The sequence below is a fragment of the Micromonospora rubida genome, assembly GCF_009908295.1.
In the GTDB taxonomy this organism is placed as follows: Bacteria; Actinomycetota; Actinomycetes; order Mycobacteriales; family Micromonosporaceae; genus Micromonospora; species Micromonospora rubida.
The window spans coordinates 589,130-602,730 of record NZ_JAAALO010000004.1 but is presented as its reverse complement, the minus strand read 5'-3'; the positions used below and the strand labels follow the sequence as shown (position 1 = coordinate 602,730).

The 13,601-nt window shown below is 73.3% G+C and carries 13 protein-coding genes; 3 read left to right on the top strand and 10 right to left on the bottom strand.

Features of this window, described 5'->3' with window-relative positions; all coding sequences use genetic code 11:
* Nucleotides 1-69 precede the first annotated feature (69 nt).
* Genes paaE through paaA form a run of 5 tightly spaced genes read right to left on the bottom strand, consistent with a single transcriptional unit; the run spans nucleotide 70 to nucleotide 3,716 of the window.
* Nucleotides 70-1,179, bottom strand: coding sequence for a 1,2-phenylacetyl-CoA epoxidase subunit PaaE (paaE, locus tag GVV04_RS17260; RefSeq protein ID WP_161689050.1), 1,110 nt, complete (start codon nucleotides 1,177-1,179; stop codon nucleotides 70-72).
* Nucleotides 1,176-1,652 (bottom strand): 1,2-phenylacetyl-CoA epoxidase subunit PaaD, encoded by a 477-nt coding sequence (gene paaD / locus GVV04_RS17255; RefSeq protein WP_161689049.1) that lies wholly within the window; start codon nucleotides 1,650-1,652, stop codon nucleotides 1,176-1,178. Before paaD ends, paaE begins: the two co-directional genes overlap by 4 nt.
* Entirely contained in the window at nucleotides 1,646-2,371 is a 726-nt protein-coding gene (gene paaC / locus GVV04_RS17250; protein WP_161689048.1) for a 1,2-phenylacetyl-CoA epoxidase subunit PaaC, read from the bottom strand. The genes paaD and paaC overlap by 7 nt, the downstream gene beginning before the upstream one ends.
* Nucleotides 2,368-2,652 carry a 1,2-phenylacetyl-CoA epoxidase subunit PaaB gene (paaB, locus tag GVV04_RS17245; protein WP_161689047.1) on the bottom strand — a complete coding sequence of 95 codons (285 nt, stop codon included), beginning with the start codon at nucleotides 2,650-2,652 and terminating at the stop codon, nucleotides 2,368-2,370. Before paaB ends, paaC begins: the two co-directional genes overlap by 4 nt.
* Nucleotides 2,649-3,716: a 1,2-phenylacetyl-CoA epoxidase subunit PaaA gene (gene paaA, locus GVV04_RS17240; RefSeq protein WP_161689046.1), complete on the bottom strand. Its 1,068-nt coding sequence runs from the start codon at nucleotides 3,714-3,716 to the stop codon at nucleotides 2,649-2,651. Before paaA ends, paaB begins: the two co-directional genes overlap by 4 nt.
* A gap of 370 nt (nucleotides 3,717-4,086) precedes the next feature.
* Here paaA and GVV04_RS17235 point away from each other — a divergent pair, with 370 nt between their 5' ends.
* Both GVV04_RS17235 and GVV04_RS17230 read left to right on the top strand, forming a co-directional pair.
* Nucleotides 4,087-5,067, top strand: coding sequence for a serine hydrolase (locus tag GVV04_RS17235; protein ID WP_161689045.1), 981 nt, complete (start codon nucleotides 4,087-4,089; stop codon nucleotides 5,065-5,067).
* Nucleotides 5,067-6,017 (top strand): serine hydrolase, encoded by a 951-nt coding sequence (locus GVV04_RS17230; RefSeq protein ID WP_161689044.1) that lies wholly within the window; start codon nucleotides 5,067-5,069, stop codon nucleotides 6,015-6,017. The genes GVV04_RS17235 and GVV04_RS17230 overlap by 1 nt, the downstream gene beginning before the upstream one ends.
* 245 nt (nucleotides 6,018-6,262) lie before the next feature.
* Here GVV04_RS17230 and GVV04_RS17225 read toward each other — a convergent pair whose 3' ends face one another.
* The 3 genes from GVV04_RS17225 to GVV04_RS17215 all read right to left on the bottom strand — a co-directional run bounded on the left by GVV04_RS17225 (nucleotide 6,263) and on the right by GVV04_RS17215 (nucleotide 9,131).
* A complete protein-coding gene (locus tag GVV04_RS17225) occupies nucleotides 6,263-7,114 on the bottom strand; it encodes a menaquinone biosynthetic enzyme MqnA/MqnD family protein (protein ID WP_161689043.1) in 852 nt (283 codons plus the stop codon).
* A 33-nt stretch (nucleotides 7,115-7,147) separates the two neighbouring features.
* Complete coding sequence (locus GVV04_RS17220; protein ID WP_161689042.1) at nucleotides 7,148-8,488, bottom strand: MFS transporter; 1,341 nt, start codon at nucleotides 8,486-8,488, stop codon at nucleotides 7,148-7,150.
* Nucleotides 8,489-8,549: 61 nt separating this feature from the next.
* On the bottom strand, nucleotides 8,550-9,131 hold the full coding sequence (locus GVV04_RS17215) for an ArsR/SmtB family transcription factor (protein WP_161689041.1): 582 nt from the start codon (nucleotides 9,129-9,131) through the stop codon (nucleotides 8,550-8,552).
* Nucleotides 9,132-9,336: 205 nt separating this feature from the next.
* On the opposite strand from GVV04_RS17215, the gene GVV04_RS17210 reads away from it, so the two are divergent.
* Complete coding sequence (locus GVV04_RS17210) at nucleotides 9,337-11,349, top strand: HelD family protein (protein ID WP_161689040.1); 2,013 nt, start codon at nucleotides 9,337-9,339, stop codon at nucleotides 11,347-11,349.
* 11 nt (nucleotides 11,350-11,360) lie between these two features.
* On the opposite strand, the gene GVV04_RS17205 is transcribed toward GVV04_RS17210, so the two are convergent.
* Nucleotides 11,361-12,902, bottom strand: a complete 1,542-nt coding sequence (locus GVV04_RS17205) for a DUF6297 family protein (protein ID WP_201753728.1) — start codon at nucleotides 12,900-12,902, stop codon at nucleotides 11,361-11,363.
* A 9-nt stretch (nucleotides 12,903-12,911) separates the two neighbouring features.
* Nucleotides 12,912-13,556: an ABC transporter ATP-binding protein gene (locus tag GVV04_RS17200; RefSeq protein ID WP_161689038.1), complete on the bottom strand. Its 645-nt coding sequence runs from the start codon at nucleotides 13,554-13,556 to the stop codon at nucleotides 12,912-12,914.
* Nucleotides 13,557-13,601: the final 45 nt, after the last annotated feature.

Sequence of the window (13,601 nt, the reverse complement as noted above, 5' to 3'; positions counted from 1 at the left end):
CGCGAAGCGCGGAACCCGGCTCACCCGCCGCCCGAAAGGCTGCCGGGTCCCCTATCCGGGCGGGGCGGGTCAGGCGTCGTAGTCGACCGTGATCGTGTCGGTGACCGGGCTCGACTGGCACGTCAGGACGTATCCGGCCGCCACCTCGTCCGGCTCCAGGGCGTAGTTGCGGGCCATCGTCACCGCCCCGTCGACGACCTTCGCCCGGCAGGTCGAGCAGACCCCACCCTTGCACGCGTACGGCAGCTCGGCGCGCACCCGCAGCGCCGCGTCGAGCACCCGCTCCTCGCGGCCCATCGTCACCGACGACGACCGGCCGTCGAGCACGATCGTCACCTCCGCCCCGGCGCCGGGCTGGTCGGCCGGGCGGCGCGGCGGCGCGGGGGCCTCGGCGACGTGGAACAGCTCCGCGTGCACCGCCGACTCCGGCACGCCGCGCTCCGCCAGCACCGCCTTCGCGTCGACCACCATCCCGTACGGGCCGCAGAGGAACCACTCCTCGATCGCGTCGCCGGGCACGATGGTCTCCAGCAGCCAACCCAGCCGCCCGGTGTCGATCCGCCCCGACAGCAGCGGCGACTCGCCCCGCTCGCGGGAGAGCACATGCACCAGGTGCAGCCGGGTCGGGTACCGGTCCTTCAGGTCGGCCAACTCCTCGGCGAACATCACCGAGTTCGCCGAGCGGTTGCCGTACACCAGGGTGAAGGTGCTGGCCGGCTCGACGGCCAGGGCGGTGGCGACCAGCGCGAGCACCGGGGTGATGCCGGAGCCGGCGACCACCGCGCCGTAGCGGCGGGCCCGGTCCGGCGCGAACGCCGTGGTGAAGTGCCCGAGCGGGGGCAGCACCTCGACGGTGTCGCCGTGCCGCAGGGCGCCGCAGGCGTACGCGGAGAACGCGCCGCCGGGGATCTCCCGCACCCCGATCCGCAGCCGGCCGTGCCGGGCCAGGTCGTCGGGCGTCGAGCAGATCGAGTACGACCGCCGCACGTCCTCCCCGTCCTCCCCGACGCGCCGCACGGTGAGGTGCTGGCCGGCGCGGAACGCGAAGGTCTCCCGCAGCTCCTCGGGCACGGCGAAGGTGATCGCCACGGCGTCGGCGGTGAGCCGGTCGACAGCGACGACGGGCAGCGGGTGGAAGGCCGGCCGGCGACGGACCGGGCGGGTGATCGTGACAGTCACAGCGCCTTCAGGTGGTCGAAGGGTTCGGAGCAGGAACGGCAGCGCCAGAGCGCCTTGCAGGCGGTGGAGCCGAACCGGCTGATCTGCTCGGTCTCCGGGGAGCCGCAGCGGGGGCAGCGGACGGCGAGGGTCAGCGGCACGACCTGCCCGGCCCGGACCGTGTCGGGCGGGGCGATGCCGGCGTCGGCGAGCTTCGCCCGACCGGTCTCGGAGATCCAGTCGGTGCTCCACGCCGGGCTGTAGACGGTGCGGACCTCGGCGTCGGGGTGGCCGGCGGCGGAGAGCGCCCGGCGGATGTCGGCGCGGATCACGTCCATCGCCGGGCAGCCGGTGTAGGTGGGGGTGATGGTCACGGTCACCCGGCCGGTGGCCGGGTCCTCGTCGACCGCCCGCAGGATGCCGAGCTCGTCGATGGTGATCACCCGGATCTCCGGGTCCACCACCGCAGCCACGGCGTCCCTCGCACTCACCACTGAGCCCCCGGGTGGGCGCGGTGCAGCACCTGCATCTCGGTGAGCAGGTACGACAGGTGCTCGGTGTGCAGGCCGTCCCGCCCGCCCGCCGGTGCCCAGCCGTCCGCAGGCCGGGCCAGCGTGGCCTCGGCGAGCACCGGGTCCACGGCGGCGTCGAACGCCGCGCGCAGGGTGGTCGGGTCCACCGGCGCGCCCGGGAACGGCGCGAACAGCTCGTGGACGTACGGCCAGACCTGGTCGACGGCGGCCTGCATCCGGCGGTGCGACTCGGCGGTGCCGTCGCCGAGCCGCCGCACCCAGAGCGAGGCGTGGTCGAGGTGGTAGGCGGACTCCTTGCGCGCCTTGGCCCCGATCGCGGCCAGCCGCTCGTCGCCGCAGCCGGCCAGCGCGGCATACAGCGGGAGCTGGTACGCCGACAGGAAGAACAGCTTCGCCACGGTCACCGCGAAGTCGCCGTTGGGCAGCTCGACCAGCAGGCAGTTGCGGAACTCCCGGTCGTCGCGCAGGTACGCCAGCGCGTCCTCGTCCCGGCCCGCGCCCTCCAGCTCGCCCGCGTACGTGAGCAGCAGGCGGGCCGCGCCGAGCTGGTCGAGGGCGATGTTGGTCAGCGCGACGTCCTCCTCCATCTCGGGGGCGCGGCTGGTCCAGTCGCCGAGCCGCTGGGCGGCGATCAGCGCGTCGTCGCCGAGGGCGAGGGCGAAGTCGAAGGGGCCGTTCACAGGTGGGCCACCCCGTCCGGGACCTCGTAGAAGGTGGGGTGGCGGTAGACCTTGTCGGCCGCCGGGTCGAAGAAGGCGTCCTTCTCGTCCGGGCTGGACGCGGTGATCGCGCCGGCCGACACCACCCAGATGGAGACGCCCTCCTGGCGGCGGGTGTACAGGTCCCGGGCGTTGCGCAGGGCCAGTTCGGCGTCGGGGGCGTGCAGGCTGCCGACGTGGGTGTGCGCCAGCCCGCGCCGGGCCCGCACGAACACCTCCCAGAGCGGGGACTGCTCGGTCATGCGGCTACCTTCTCCTTCTTCTCCGCCTGGTTGGCGGCGTACGCCGTGGCCGCCTCGCGCACCCAGGCGCCGTCGGCGTGGGCGTGCCGGCGGTGCTCCATCCGTTGCCGGTTGCACGGCCCCTGGCCCTTGATCACCCGCATCAGCTCGTCGTAGTCGGGCTGGGTGTAGTCGTACGCCTGCCGCTCGTCGTTCCAGCGCAGGGCGGGGTCGGGCAGGGTGAGGCCGAGGATCTCGGCCTGCTGCACGCACATGTCGACGAAGCGCTGCCGCAGCTCGTCGTTGGAGAACCGCTTGATCTTCCACGCCATCGACTGCGCGGAATGGGTGGAGTCGCCGTCCGGCGGGCCGAACATGGCCAGCGACGGGTACCACCAGCGGTCGACCGCGTCCTGCGCCATCGCCTTCTGGTCGGGGGTGCCGTGGGCCAGGACGTGCAGGATCTCGTAGCCCTGCCGCTGGTGGAACGACTCCTCCTTGCAGACCCGGATCATCGCCCGGGCGTACGGGCCGTAGGAGCAGCGGCACAGCGGGACCTGGTTGACGATCGCCGCGCCGTCCACCAGCCAGCCGATCACGCCCACGTCCGCCCAGGTCAGGGTCGGGTAGTTGAAGATCGAGCTGTACTTCTGCCGCCCGTCGAGGAGGAGCCGCACCAGCTCGTCCCGGCTGATGCCGAGGGTCTCCGCGGCGGCGTACAGGTAGAGGCCGTGCCCGGCCTCGTCCTGCACCTTGGCCAGCAGAATCGCCTTGCGCTTGAGCGAGGGCGCCCGGCTGATCCAGTTCCCCTCCGGCTGCATCCCGATGATCTCGGAATGCGCGTGCTGGGCGATCTGCCGGATCAAAGTCTTCCGGTACGCCTCGGGCATCCAGTCGCGGGGCTCGATCTTCTGGTCGGCGTCGATCACGTCGGCGAAGTACGCCTCCAGGTCGGTGTCCGGGTCGGGGGCGCGACCGCGCCGCCGGGCCGCCGCCTCCCGCAGCGCCGCCTCCGCCGCCGCCACCTCGCCGAGCAGGCCGCCGCCGGGCGCGTCGTCCGGGGCGGGGAAGTCGTTGCCATACATGGCAGCAAGTGTTACAGCTCGCCACTTGCGACACCAGAGGGTGTCACAGGTTTCCGGAGACACCTTCCGTCACGAACAGTCACGCCTGGTGTCGGCGCAGGTCGGTCAGGGGTATGACATGAGTCACTAAACAAAGGTGAAAGCCCTCAAGATTGGCGAAGCGGTCCAATATTCCGCCTTCATAGCAACCTGACAGGCGTCGGATCCTGGCATCAGGGTCGTCCGGACGTAGACTTTGCCGGTCACACCGATCGGCTGCCGACGATTGCCAGCGACAGACGGAGGCGCTTCCCCCGGCCTCGGCGATCACGCCGACCCGTTCGGAAAACGACCGGGCCCCCCGGCCCTGACATCTGGAGTTCATCCACTCATGCGACCTCGCGTGGCCATGGTGCTCGCCGTCGTGGCGGTCCTCCTGGGCAGCGCCATGCTGGTTCCCGCCGCTTACGCCCAGTTCTCCGACGACGACACCGGCGGATCCGGCGGGGGCACGCAGAGCGTGGCGGCCCCCGAGCCGACCGCCCCACCGCCGCCGGCCCTGGCCGCCGGCCCGGTCTCGGTGAACTTCTCCGGCGAGTTCTTCTCCTGGGCCCTGATGGACCGGGCCACCGGCACCATCTCCGGCTCGAAGAACCTGGCCTCGACCAACTCCACCGAGTCGATGATCAAGGCCTGGATCGTCTCTGACTACCTGCGCCAACTCGGCGACAAGGAGCCCTCCGCCACGCTGAAGAAGCAGGCGAGCCTGGCCATCCGGGACAGCAACGACGACGCGGCGAACGCCGTCCACCGCGCGGCGGGCGGCTCGTACAAGGTGTATCCGAACGGCCAGCCGAACCCGGTGATCAAGCGGGCCATCAGCATCTGCGGCCTCACCGACACCAAGCGCGGCAACGTCTCCGGGTACGAGGGCTATTGGAGCTTCACCCGGATGTCCCCCCGGGACGCCGTCCGGCTCGGCGACTGCATCGCCAACGGCAAGGCGGCCGGGCCGAAGTGGACCAAGTGGGTGCTCGACGAGATGAGCAAGGTCCGCGGCAGCGTCAAGGAACAGCAGCTCAAGTCCGGCGGCGGCAAGTGGGGAATCGTCGACGGCCTGCCGGCCGGGATCAAGGCGCAGGGCCCGGTCAGTATCAAGAACGGCTGGACGCCGTTGAACTACGACGGGAACTGGCACGTCAACTGCCTTTCGGTCACCGAGAAGTGGAGCCTCGCCGTCATGCTGCGCTACCCGCAGAAGAGCGGTCTGTCCTACGGCGCGAAGGTCTGCGCCAGCGTGGCGACCCAACTGGTCACCCCGCAGCCGGGCGCCGCGCTCAAGGTGCCGCAGCAGCCGGTCGGGAAGCTCTGATGGCGGGCAACCGCCGGGCCCGCGGCGGGGACGCCTCCCCACTGCGGCTGATCGTGATCGCCGTCGTCCTGATCGGGCTCGTGCTGGTGTCGCTGCGGCTGATGCCCGGCTCCCCGCTGGTCTCGGCCGCCGCCGCCAAGTGGGGTGACCCGTCCGCCCCGGTCGACCGCGCGGCCGCCCAGGCACCGGACCGCAGCTCGCGTCCCAGCGCCACGGCCAGCCCGTCGCCGTCGAAGTCGCTGGAGCCGCTGCCGTTCGCCGACAAGCAGATCGACCTCGACATCGAGGGCTGGTACGCCTGGAGCGTGCTGGACACCCGGACCGGGAAGATCATCGGTTCGAGGAACATGGACGAGACCAACACCACCGCGTCGCTGATCAAGGCCTGGATCGTCGCCGACTACCTGCGCCTGGCCGACAAGGCCGGGCAGGCGCCGAGCGACGCGAAGCTCGCCGACGCCACCCGGATCATCCGGGACAGCGACAACACCCGGGCCGAGCAGTTCTACAACTCCGTCGGCCGGGCCGCGTCGATCAAGCGGCTGATCTCCATCTGCAAGACCACCGACAGCAGCGTCGCGGCCGACGGGGGCTGGAGCCGGACCGCCCTCTCCCCCCGGGACACCGCGCGACTCGGCGCGTGCATCTCCGACGGTCGCGCGGCCGGCCCCAAGTGGACGAAGTGGCTGATCAACGAGATGCGGCTCGTCCGGGGTGCCGGCGACTTCGGCATCCGCAAGGCGTTCCCGGAGTCGGAGCGGAAGAAGATCGCCATCAAGAACGGCTGGATCGACCGGACCAAGGAGCAGGAGATGCACATCAACTGCCTGGCCATCGGCGACAACTGGACGATGGGCGTGATGGTCCGCTACCCGATCAACATGGGCTACGAGTACGGCATGAAGAACTGCCAGAAGATCACCGAGGCGGTACTGCGCTCGACCACCTGACGGTGGCCCCCTCGGCCCCTCGCGTCCGGACCGCGGGTGGTGCTCGGCACCGCCTATGGAGCTGCCCCGTTCGTGCTACCGCCGCCCCGGTAGCGCAGACGGGGCAGGTCCATAGGCGGCAACGGAGGGGGTTAGCCAACTCAGAGCGGCCCGAGCCGGCCGCCCACACAGGCACACACAGCGCACGCAGGCACGCGCAGGCGCACATGCAGGCACACGCGCACGCACGCCCACAGGCCGCGCCGTCAGCCGGCGAAGAACTCCGGGCCGCCCTCGGGCAGGGCCGGGGCCTCGCCGATCTCGGCCGCCCGGCGGGCGAACTCGCGCAGCCCGGCCACCTGCCGCTCGCCGAGCGAGAAGTCCAGCGCCCGGAAGTAGGTGGCCAGGGTCTCGGCGTCGAACGGCTCCCAGCGGGCGGCGGCCTCGGCGACCTGGTCCAGCTCCGCGAGGCAGAGGTCACGCGAGCGCAGGAACGCCTCGTGCACCTCCTTCACCAGGCCGGGGTGGGCGGCGGCGAAGTCCCGGCGTACCGCCCAGACGGCGAAGACCATCGGCAGCCCGGTCCACTCCCGCCAGGCCTGGCCGAGGTCGGTGACCTCCAGGCCGCGCCGGGGCGCCTCGTAGAGCGCCCGCAGCGCCACGTCGCCGATCAGCACCCCGGCGTCCGCCTCCAGCAGCATCTGGGTCAGGTCGGGCGGGCAGCGGAAGTACTCGGGGTTCACGCCGTACCGCTCGCCGAGCAGCAACCGGGCCAGCAGCACGCCCGTGCGGGAGGTCGAGCCGAGGGCCACCCGTCCGTGGTCCAGCTCGGCCAGCGGCCGGGTAGACACCACGTTGACCGAGAGCACCGGGCCGTCGCTGCCCACCGCGAGGCCGGGCAGGAGCAGCAGCTCATCGGCGTGGCGCAGGTACTCGACGTGCGAGATCGGCCCGATGTCCAGGTCCCCGGCGACGAGCGCGGCGCTGAGCCGGTCCGGCGAGTCCTTGTGCAGGTCGACGTCGATCAGGGCGCCGGAGCGCATCAGACCCCAGTAGATCGGCAGGCAGTTCAGGAACTGGATGTGTCCGACCCGGGGGCGGGCGATGCGGTCAGTCATGCTTTGACCGTATCCCCGGGGCCTGCCCGGGGCTCAGCGGGCGACGCTCGGAGTGGCCAATTCCGCATCCGGCCCCGAGGCTGCCGAGCCCCGCCGGGCGGTGGCGGCTCGCTCGACGCGAGCCGCCCGGGCGACCGGCACGGCGAACGCGCCCACCGCCAGCAGGCCCGCGAGGCCACACACCGCCACCAGCGGCCGGGGCTCGGCCAGCTCCAGCAGCAGGCCGCCCGCCGCGAAGCCGACCATCGATGCGCCCTGGGTGGCCGCCCCGAACACGGCGTACGCCCGGCCCAGCACCACCTGCGGCACCCGACGCGCCAGCAGCACATTGTTCAGGACGTTGTCCCCGCCGTTGGCCACCCCGCCGAGCAGCCAGACCGGCACCAGCAGCCACGCGGACGGCACCGCGGCGGAGCCCAGCACCGCCAGGCAGCAGCCGCCGAGCAGGAACAGGCCCGTGCCGAGCAGCCGGCCGTCGTCGGTGAGCCTGCGGGCCAGCGGGGCGAGCGCCCAGGCGCCCAGCACGACCCCGAGCGTCCAGGAGCCGGTGACCAGCCCGTAGACCGTGGTGGAGCTGCCGAGCGTCTCCCGGATGAAGAACACCTCGACCACGTTGATCGCCCCCACCGCGCCGATCACCCCGGCCAGCGAGGCCACCATCGCGACGAGCAGCGGGTCCCGGCGCAGCCGCCAGCCCCCTGCGGCCGGCCCGGTTCCTGCGGCCGGCTTGGCCCCGTGCGTCACCGGCTCCGCCCCGGGCGTCGGCCCGGCCTCGGGCTTCACGGGGACGGTGAACCGGGAGCCGCCCCGGCGCGTCCGGATCAGCAGGCCGGCGGCGACCAGGACGAGGTAGCTGGCGGCGTCCACGAGCAGCGGGAGGCGGGTACCGAACCCGCCGACCAGCAGCCCGGCCAGCGCGGGGCCGGCGAGCGCGCCGAGGGTGCCGGCGGTCTGGTTGAGGGCGCTGGCCCGGGGCAGGTCCGCCGGCCGCACCATCGCCGGCACCAGCGCGGAGAGCACCGGCTGGGTGACCGCGAGGCCGGCCGCGAGCAGCGCCACCAGGCCGATCACCAGGGCCGGGTGCCGCGCGTACGCGAGGGCCAGGCAGATCGCGGCCTGGGCCAGGCCGGCCCCGACCAGCAGGGTGCGGGAGTCCACCCGGTCGGCGAGCCGCCCGGTCAGCGGGGCGAGCGCGACCAGCGGCAGGGTCGCCGCGATCAGCAGCCCCGACACGGCCGTCCCGCCGGCCCCGGCGGACTGTAGGGCCAGCGTGAGGGCGCTCGCCGCGAGGAAGTCCCCGCAGCTGGAGACGCCCCGGGCGACGGTGGCGAGCCAGACGTCGGACCAGCGCGACCGGGCAGACGTGAAGGACATACTTCGAAGATAATCCTTCACACTTGCCGCTGGCAATCCTCCACCGCCCGGTGTGCCCCGCTCAGTCGATGGGCGCCGCCCGCCACTGCACCGCGACGGTGCGCGCCCCGGCCGGCGGGTCCGACCGCAGCCAGCGGCGGTACGGCGCCAGCAGGCCCTGGACCGCCTCGTTGAGTGCGCCCAACTCCTCCGCGTTGAGCAGCAGCACGCTGTCGCTGAACGAGCCGACGGCGAGCCACTCCGGGGATTCCTCGGGCGCCCGGCGGAGCCAGTCCCGGGTCCGCTGCGTGTCCCGCGCGATGTGCGCCTCCACGAGGGCCCGCTCGGCGGCCCGTGCCTCGGAGTCGGCCGCCTGGCCCGCCTCCACGTAGTAGGACGGGCTGAACGCCCGCCACACCCGCTCCCGGGCGTCGCCCCGGCTCGGCGCCTGCTCGACCAGGCCGAACTTCGCCAGTGCGCGCAGGTGGTAGCTGGTCGCGCTCGGCGAGAGCCCGACCAGCTCCGCGCACTCGGTGGCGGTGGCCCCACCCGGAAGCGAGCTGAGATGCTCCATGATCGCGAGCCGGGCCGGGTGGGCCAGCGCCCGCATCACCTGCGGATCGCTGATCTTCACCCGCTGCCGCTCGGGCTGCGCCTCGGTCATGGCCCCATGATCCCGCCGTCGGGACGGCCCGGCCAACCCACGGCCCGTACCGGTAAACCGCCTGCCGGGGCAGCGGGACTCGGCGTAGACTGTTCGCTCCCGCCGACGGCCGCGGTGTCGAGCACCGCAGCGGACGTCCCCGCGCCGGCTCCCGTGCCGGAAACGCGAGCGGCAGCGTAGTTTCCCGCGCCGAGGAGTACGTCGGATGACCCTGCACGCCCCCGTTTCACTCGACACCGAACTGGCCGCCGAACGGGCCCACCTGGACGCGTCCCGAGCCGCGCTGGCCCGCATGCGCGGACGGACCGAGGCACTCTTCGCCACCGGCCACAACGTCGCCGGCGACGCGTACACGGCCGAGATGCTGGGGCGCACCCTGTCCCGCCGCGTCGCCGAACTGGCCGACCAGCCCGACACCCCGCTGTTCTTCGGCCGGCTCACGTTCGGCGACGAGGAGCACCACGTCGGCCGCCGCCACGTCACCGACGACCTCGGCGAGCCCCTGGTGCTGGACTGGCGGGCGCCCGTGTCCCGGGCGTTCTACCGAGCCAGCGCCCGCGACCCGCAGGGCGTCACCGTGCGCCGCCGCTTCGGCTTCGACCGTGGCGCGCTGACCAGCTTCGAGGACGAGCGGCTGGACCGGGGCGAGGAGTTGGGCACGGCCAGCCGCATCCTCACCGCCGAGATCGAGCGCCCCCGCGTCGGGCCGATGCGGGACATCGTCGCCACCATCCAGCCGGAGCAGGACGAGCTGGTCCGCGCCGACCTAGCCGACTCGATCTGTGTGCAGGGCGCGCCGGGCACCGGGAAGACGGCCGTCGGCCTGCACCGGGCGGCGTACCTGCTCTACCTGCACCGGGAACGGCTGCGCCGCTCCGGGGTGCTGATCGTGGGGCCGAACCGGGCGTTCCTGTCGTACATCGCGGCGGTGCTGCCGGCGCTCGGCGAGGTCGAGGTCGAGCAGGCGACCGTGGAGGACCTGATCGCCCGGGTGCCGGTGCGGGCGGTCGAGGACCCTGCGGTGGCCATCCTCAAGCACGACCCGCGGATGGCCGAGGTGCTGCGCCGGGCGGTCGAGTCGCGGATCGCCGCGCCGACCGAGCCGATCACGGTCTCCGACGGGTCGTTCCGCTGGCGGATCGGCCTCGACCCGCTGCACCGGCTGGTCGAGGAGACCCGCCGGGAAGGGCTGCCGTACGCCACCGGGCGGGATCGGGTCCGGGCCCGGGTGGTCGGCCTGCTGCAACGCCAGGCCGAGGCCCGCCGGGCCGAGTCGCCGGGCGACGCCTGGCTGCGCCGGATGGGGAAGTGCCGGCCGGTCACCGACTTCCTGGACACGGTCTGGCCGGCGCTCACCCCGGAAGGGCTGGTGCACTCCCTGCTCGCCGACCCGGCGGCACTCGCGGCGGCCGCCGACGGGGTGCTCACCGACGCCGAGCAGGCGCTGCTGACCTGGGCGAAGCCGGCCCGTACCCCGAAGGCTGCGAAGTGGGCGGCCGCCGACGCGGTGCTCGTCGACGAGGCCGCCGGGCTGTTGGAGCGCCCCGCCGGCTTCGGGCACGTGGTGGTCGACGAGGCGCAGGACCTGTCCCCCATGCAGTGCCGGGCCCTCGCCCGGCGCAGCGAGCACGGGTCGGTCACCCTGCTCGGCGACCTGGCCCAGGGCACCGCCCCGTGGGCCGCCCGCGACTGGCGGGAGTCCCTGGCCCACCTGGGCAAGCCGGACGCGGTGGTGGTGCCGCTGAGCATCGGCTTCCGGGTCCCCGCCGCCGTGGTGGCGTTCGCCAACCGGCTGCTGCCGGCGCTGGAGGTGGACGTGCCCCCGGCCGAGTCGCTGCGCCGCGACGGCGCGCTGGACGTGCGTACCGTGGACGACCTGACGGCGGCGACGGCGGCCGAGGTGCGCGCGGCGCTGGCGTACGACGGCTCGGTCGGCGTGATCGCCGCCGACGACGTGGTGGACGGGCTGCGCGCGGCGCTCGCCGACGCGGGGATCGACACCGCGACCGCCGACGACGTGGAGACCGCCGCGCGGGTCACCGTCGTCCCCGCGACGCTGGTCAAGGGCCTGGAGTACGACCACGTCGTGGTCGTAGAGCCGGCCGCGATCGTGGCCGCCGAGCCGCGTGGCCTGCACCGGCTGTACGTGGTGCTCACCCGGGCGGTCTCCCGGCTGACGGTGCTGCACACGGCCCCCCTCCCCGCCCCGCTGGGGTGACTCGGGCCAGGTCACAGCGCGCTGGCGGCAGCGGTGGACCTCTTCGCCAGGATCAGCAGGATCAGGCAGCCCAGCGCCGATGACGCCGCCTGCGCCAGCACCCAGGGCCAGCCGAGCACGTCGGGAGCCCGCGCGGTGATCAGGCCGACAGAGACCGGCAGGGTGAGGATCGCCAGGACGTCCACGCCGTTGGCGAGCCAGAGGAGCATGCCGGCGGGGAACGCGCCGAGTGGGGTGTCGATGAGGATCGTGCCGATGCTGGCGGCGCTGGCCCTGGCGCGCTGGACGGCACCGACGGCGACGGCCGGCCCCGCCGCGATCCCGAGAGCCCACCACGGGCCGTCGAGCACGCCGGCGACCTGTAGGCCGCCGAGGGCGAGCGCACCCCAGACGGCCGCGACGGCGGCGGGGACCACGAGTCTCTGGGCGGTCACCCAGCGACCCGGAACGCCGAGCAGCCGGAGCATCGCCGGGTTCGCGGCGTCGCTGTGGGTGGACTCGGAGGTGAGGCCGGCGGCAGCCAGGGCACCAATGAGGAGTACGCCCGCCAGCAACCAGCCCGGGCCGTCGGCGAGGAGGGTGGGCAGCGCGGCACCGCCCGCGAGCCACCACAGCTTGCCCACCTTCCGGCGCGCGATGAGCAGGTCCTGCGCCACGAGTGGCGGTATGCGCCGTCGTGCGATCAGGTTGGTCGTGCGGATGCCCGTCCGCCGTCGCCAGAACCTGCGCGCGCTCATCTCGGTCAGGAACGAGGGTTCGACGGCGTAGACGACGTCGGAGTAGGCGCCCGCGGTGACGGACGCCTCCGCGATCGGGGACGCCGGCCAACCGTCGAGTCGCCGAAGCGCCGCGACCACCGCGCCGATGGCGCTGACGAGGGCGAAGCAGCCGAGGGCGAGCTGCACGGCCGCCGGCGGCGTCCCTCCGACCGGCAGTCGAAGCTCGCCGTACATCTGAAGGCCCGCCGCCACCACCAGGCAGCCGGCCCCGACGGCGACACCCGCCCCGTCGGCGACGCGGGCCGTGCTCGGCCGCCGCTGGCAGTACAGGGCCACCAGCGCCACGAGGATCGCGGCCGCGCCGCCGGTGGCCGCGCCGGCCACGACGACGGCCGTTCCCGCCGGCCGGGCGACAAGGTGGCCGGCCACGGCGAGGCCGGTCACGCCGCCCAGCGCCAGCGCCGCGACGGTGGTCAGCGCCAGCGCCGGCGTCAGCAGCATGCGGCGAGACACCGGCGCGGGCAGCAGCCAGGTGGCGTCGCTGCGGCTGATCGCCAGGGGACCCACCTGGCGGAGTACGACGAAGAAGGCCGCGAGCACCGCCACCGCACCGACGAGGACCGTCGCGGACGGCCCGGCGGCCGGTGGCTCCTGCGGCCAGACGACCGCGACGACCGGCTGGCCGACGAGTGCGACCGCCATCAGCGACGCCAGGGTCACCGTGTAAATGGTGCTGACGTCGACCCGGCCGTCAGCGGCGATCCGCCGCCGACGGATCCAACGACGGATGTTGACGTCGTCGACCGGGTGGCCGGGTGTCGGCACGCGGGTCAGGGTCACCGGCTAGCTGTCCGGCCTGCTGAGGGGGACAGCGGTCGCGCCGACGCTCCGCCAGAAGCCCTCGTCGTGGCTGGCCATGACGAGGGTGCCGCCGGACGCCACGTAGTCGCGCAGGTGCGTCACGACGGCGGCCTTGATTCCGGTGTCGAGGCGTTGCTCCGGTTCATCCAGGATCAGCAGCCGGCTCGGGCGGACGAAGGTGGCCGTCAGGAGGAAACGCTGGCGCTGGCCGGACGAGAGGGTGATGGGGAGGCTGTCGGCGAGGCCGGTCAGCCCCAGCAGGTCGCAGAGGACGTCGATGTGCCCGTCGTTCGGGTCCCCGCCGTTGGCGACCCGAACCAGGTCGAGGTGCTCGCGCACCGTCAGCCCCTGATACCAGCTCGGTGACTCCACTGTGGTCGCGACCTGGCGCCAGAACTCGACGCCGCGCCCGGGCGTCATGGAGAAGACCGTGACCGCGCCGTCGGACGGCTCCTGCAGACCCGCGACGCAGCGCAGCAGCGTGGACTTGCCCACCCCGTTCTCTCCGACCAGCGCGACGACATCGCCCTCGGCAATCCGCAGGTTGACGGCGTCGAGGACGATCGTGGACCCGTAGGTGACCGTGAGGTCATCGACCTCGACGGCACAGGCTGAATGGGCGGTCATTGCGACACGCTCAAGGTGAGGCCTCCACTTTCGCTAGCGAAGTCA

Excerpts from the sequence above, each read along its gene's own strand:
- GVV04_RS17220 (WP_161689042.1), bottom strand. The coding sequence starts at position 8,488 with ATGTCCTTCACGTCTGCCCGGTCGCGCTGGTCCGACGTCTGGCTCGCC.
- GVV04_RS17230 (WP_161689044.1), top strand. The coding sequence starts at position 5,067 with ATGGCGGGCAACCGCCGGGCCCGCGGCGGGGACGCCTCCCCACTGCGG.
- paaB (WP_161689047.1), bottom strand. The coding sequence starts at position 2,652 with ATGACCGAGCAGTCCCCGCTCTGGGAGGTGTTCGTGCGGGCCCGGCGC.
- GVV04_RS17225 (WP_161689043.1), bottom strand. The coding sequence starts at position 7,114 with ATGACTGACCGCATCGCCCGCCCCCGGGTCGGACACATCCAGTTCCTG.
- GVV04_RS17210 (WP_161689040.1), top strand. The coding sequence starts at position 9,337 with ATGACCCTGCACGCCCCCGTTTCACTCGACACCGAACTGGCCGCCGAA.
- GVV04_RS17235 (WP_161689045.1), top strand. The coding sequence starts at position 4,087 with ATGCGACCTCGCGTGGCCATGGTGCTCGCCGTCGTGGCGGTCCTCCTG.
- GVV04_RS17200 (WP_161689038.1), bottom strand. The coding sequence starts at position 13,556 with ATGACCGCCCATTCAGCCTGTGCCGTCGAGGTCGATGACCTCACGGTC.
- paaA (WP_161689046.1), bottom strand. The coding sequence starts at position 3,716 with ATGTATGGCAACGACTTCCCCGCCCCGGACGACGCGCCCGGCGGCGGC.
- GVV04_RS17215 (WP_161689041.1), bottom strand. The coding sequence starts at position 9,131 with ATGACCGAGGCGCAGCCCGAGCGGCAGCGGGTGAAGATCAGCGATCCG.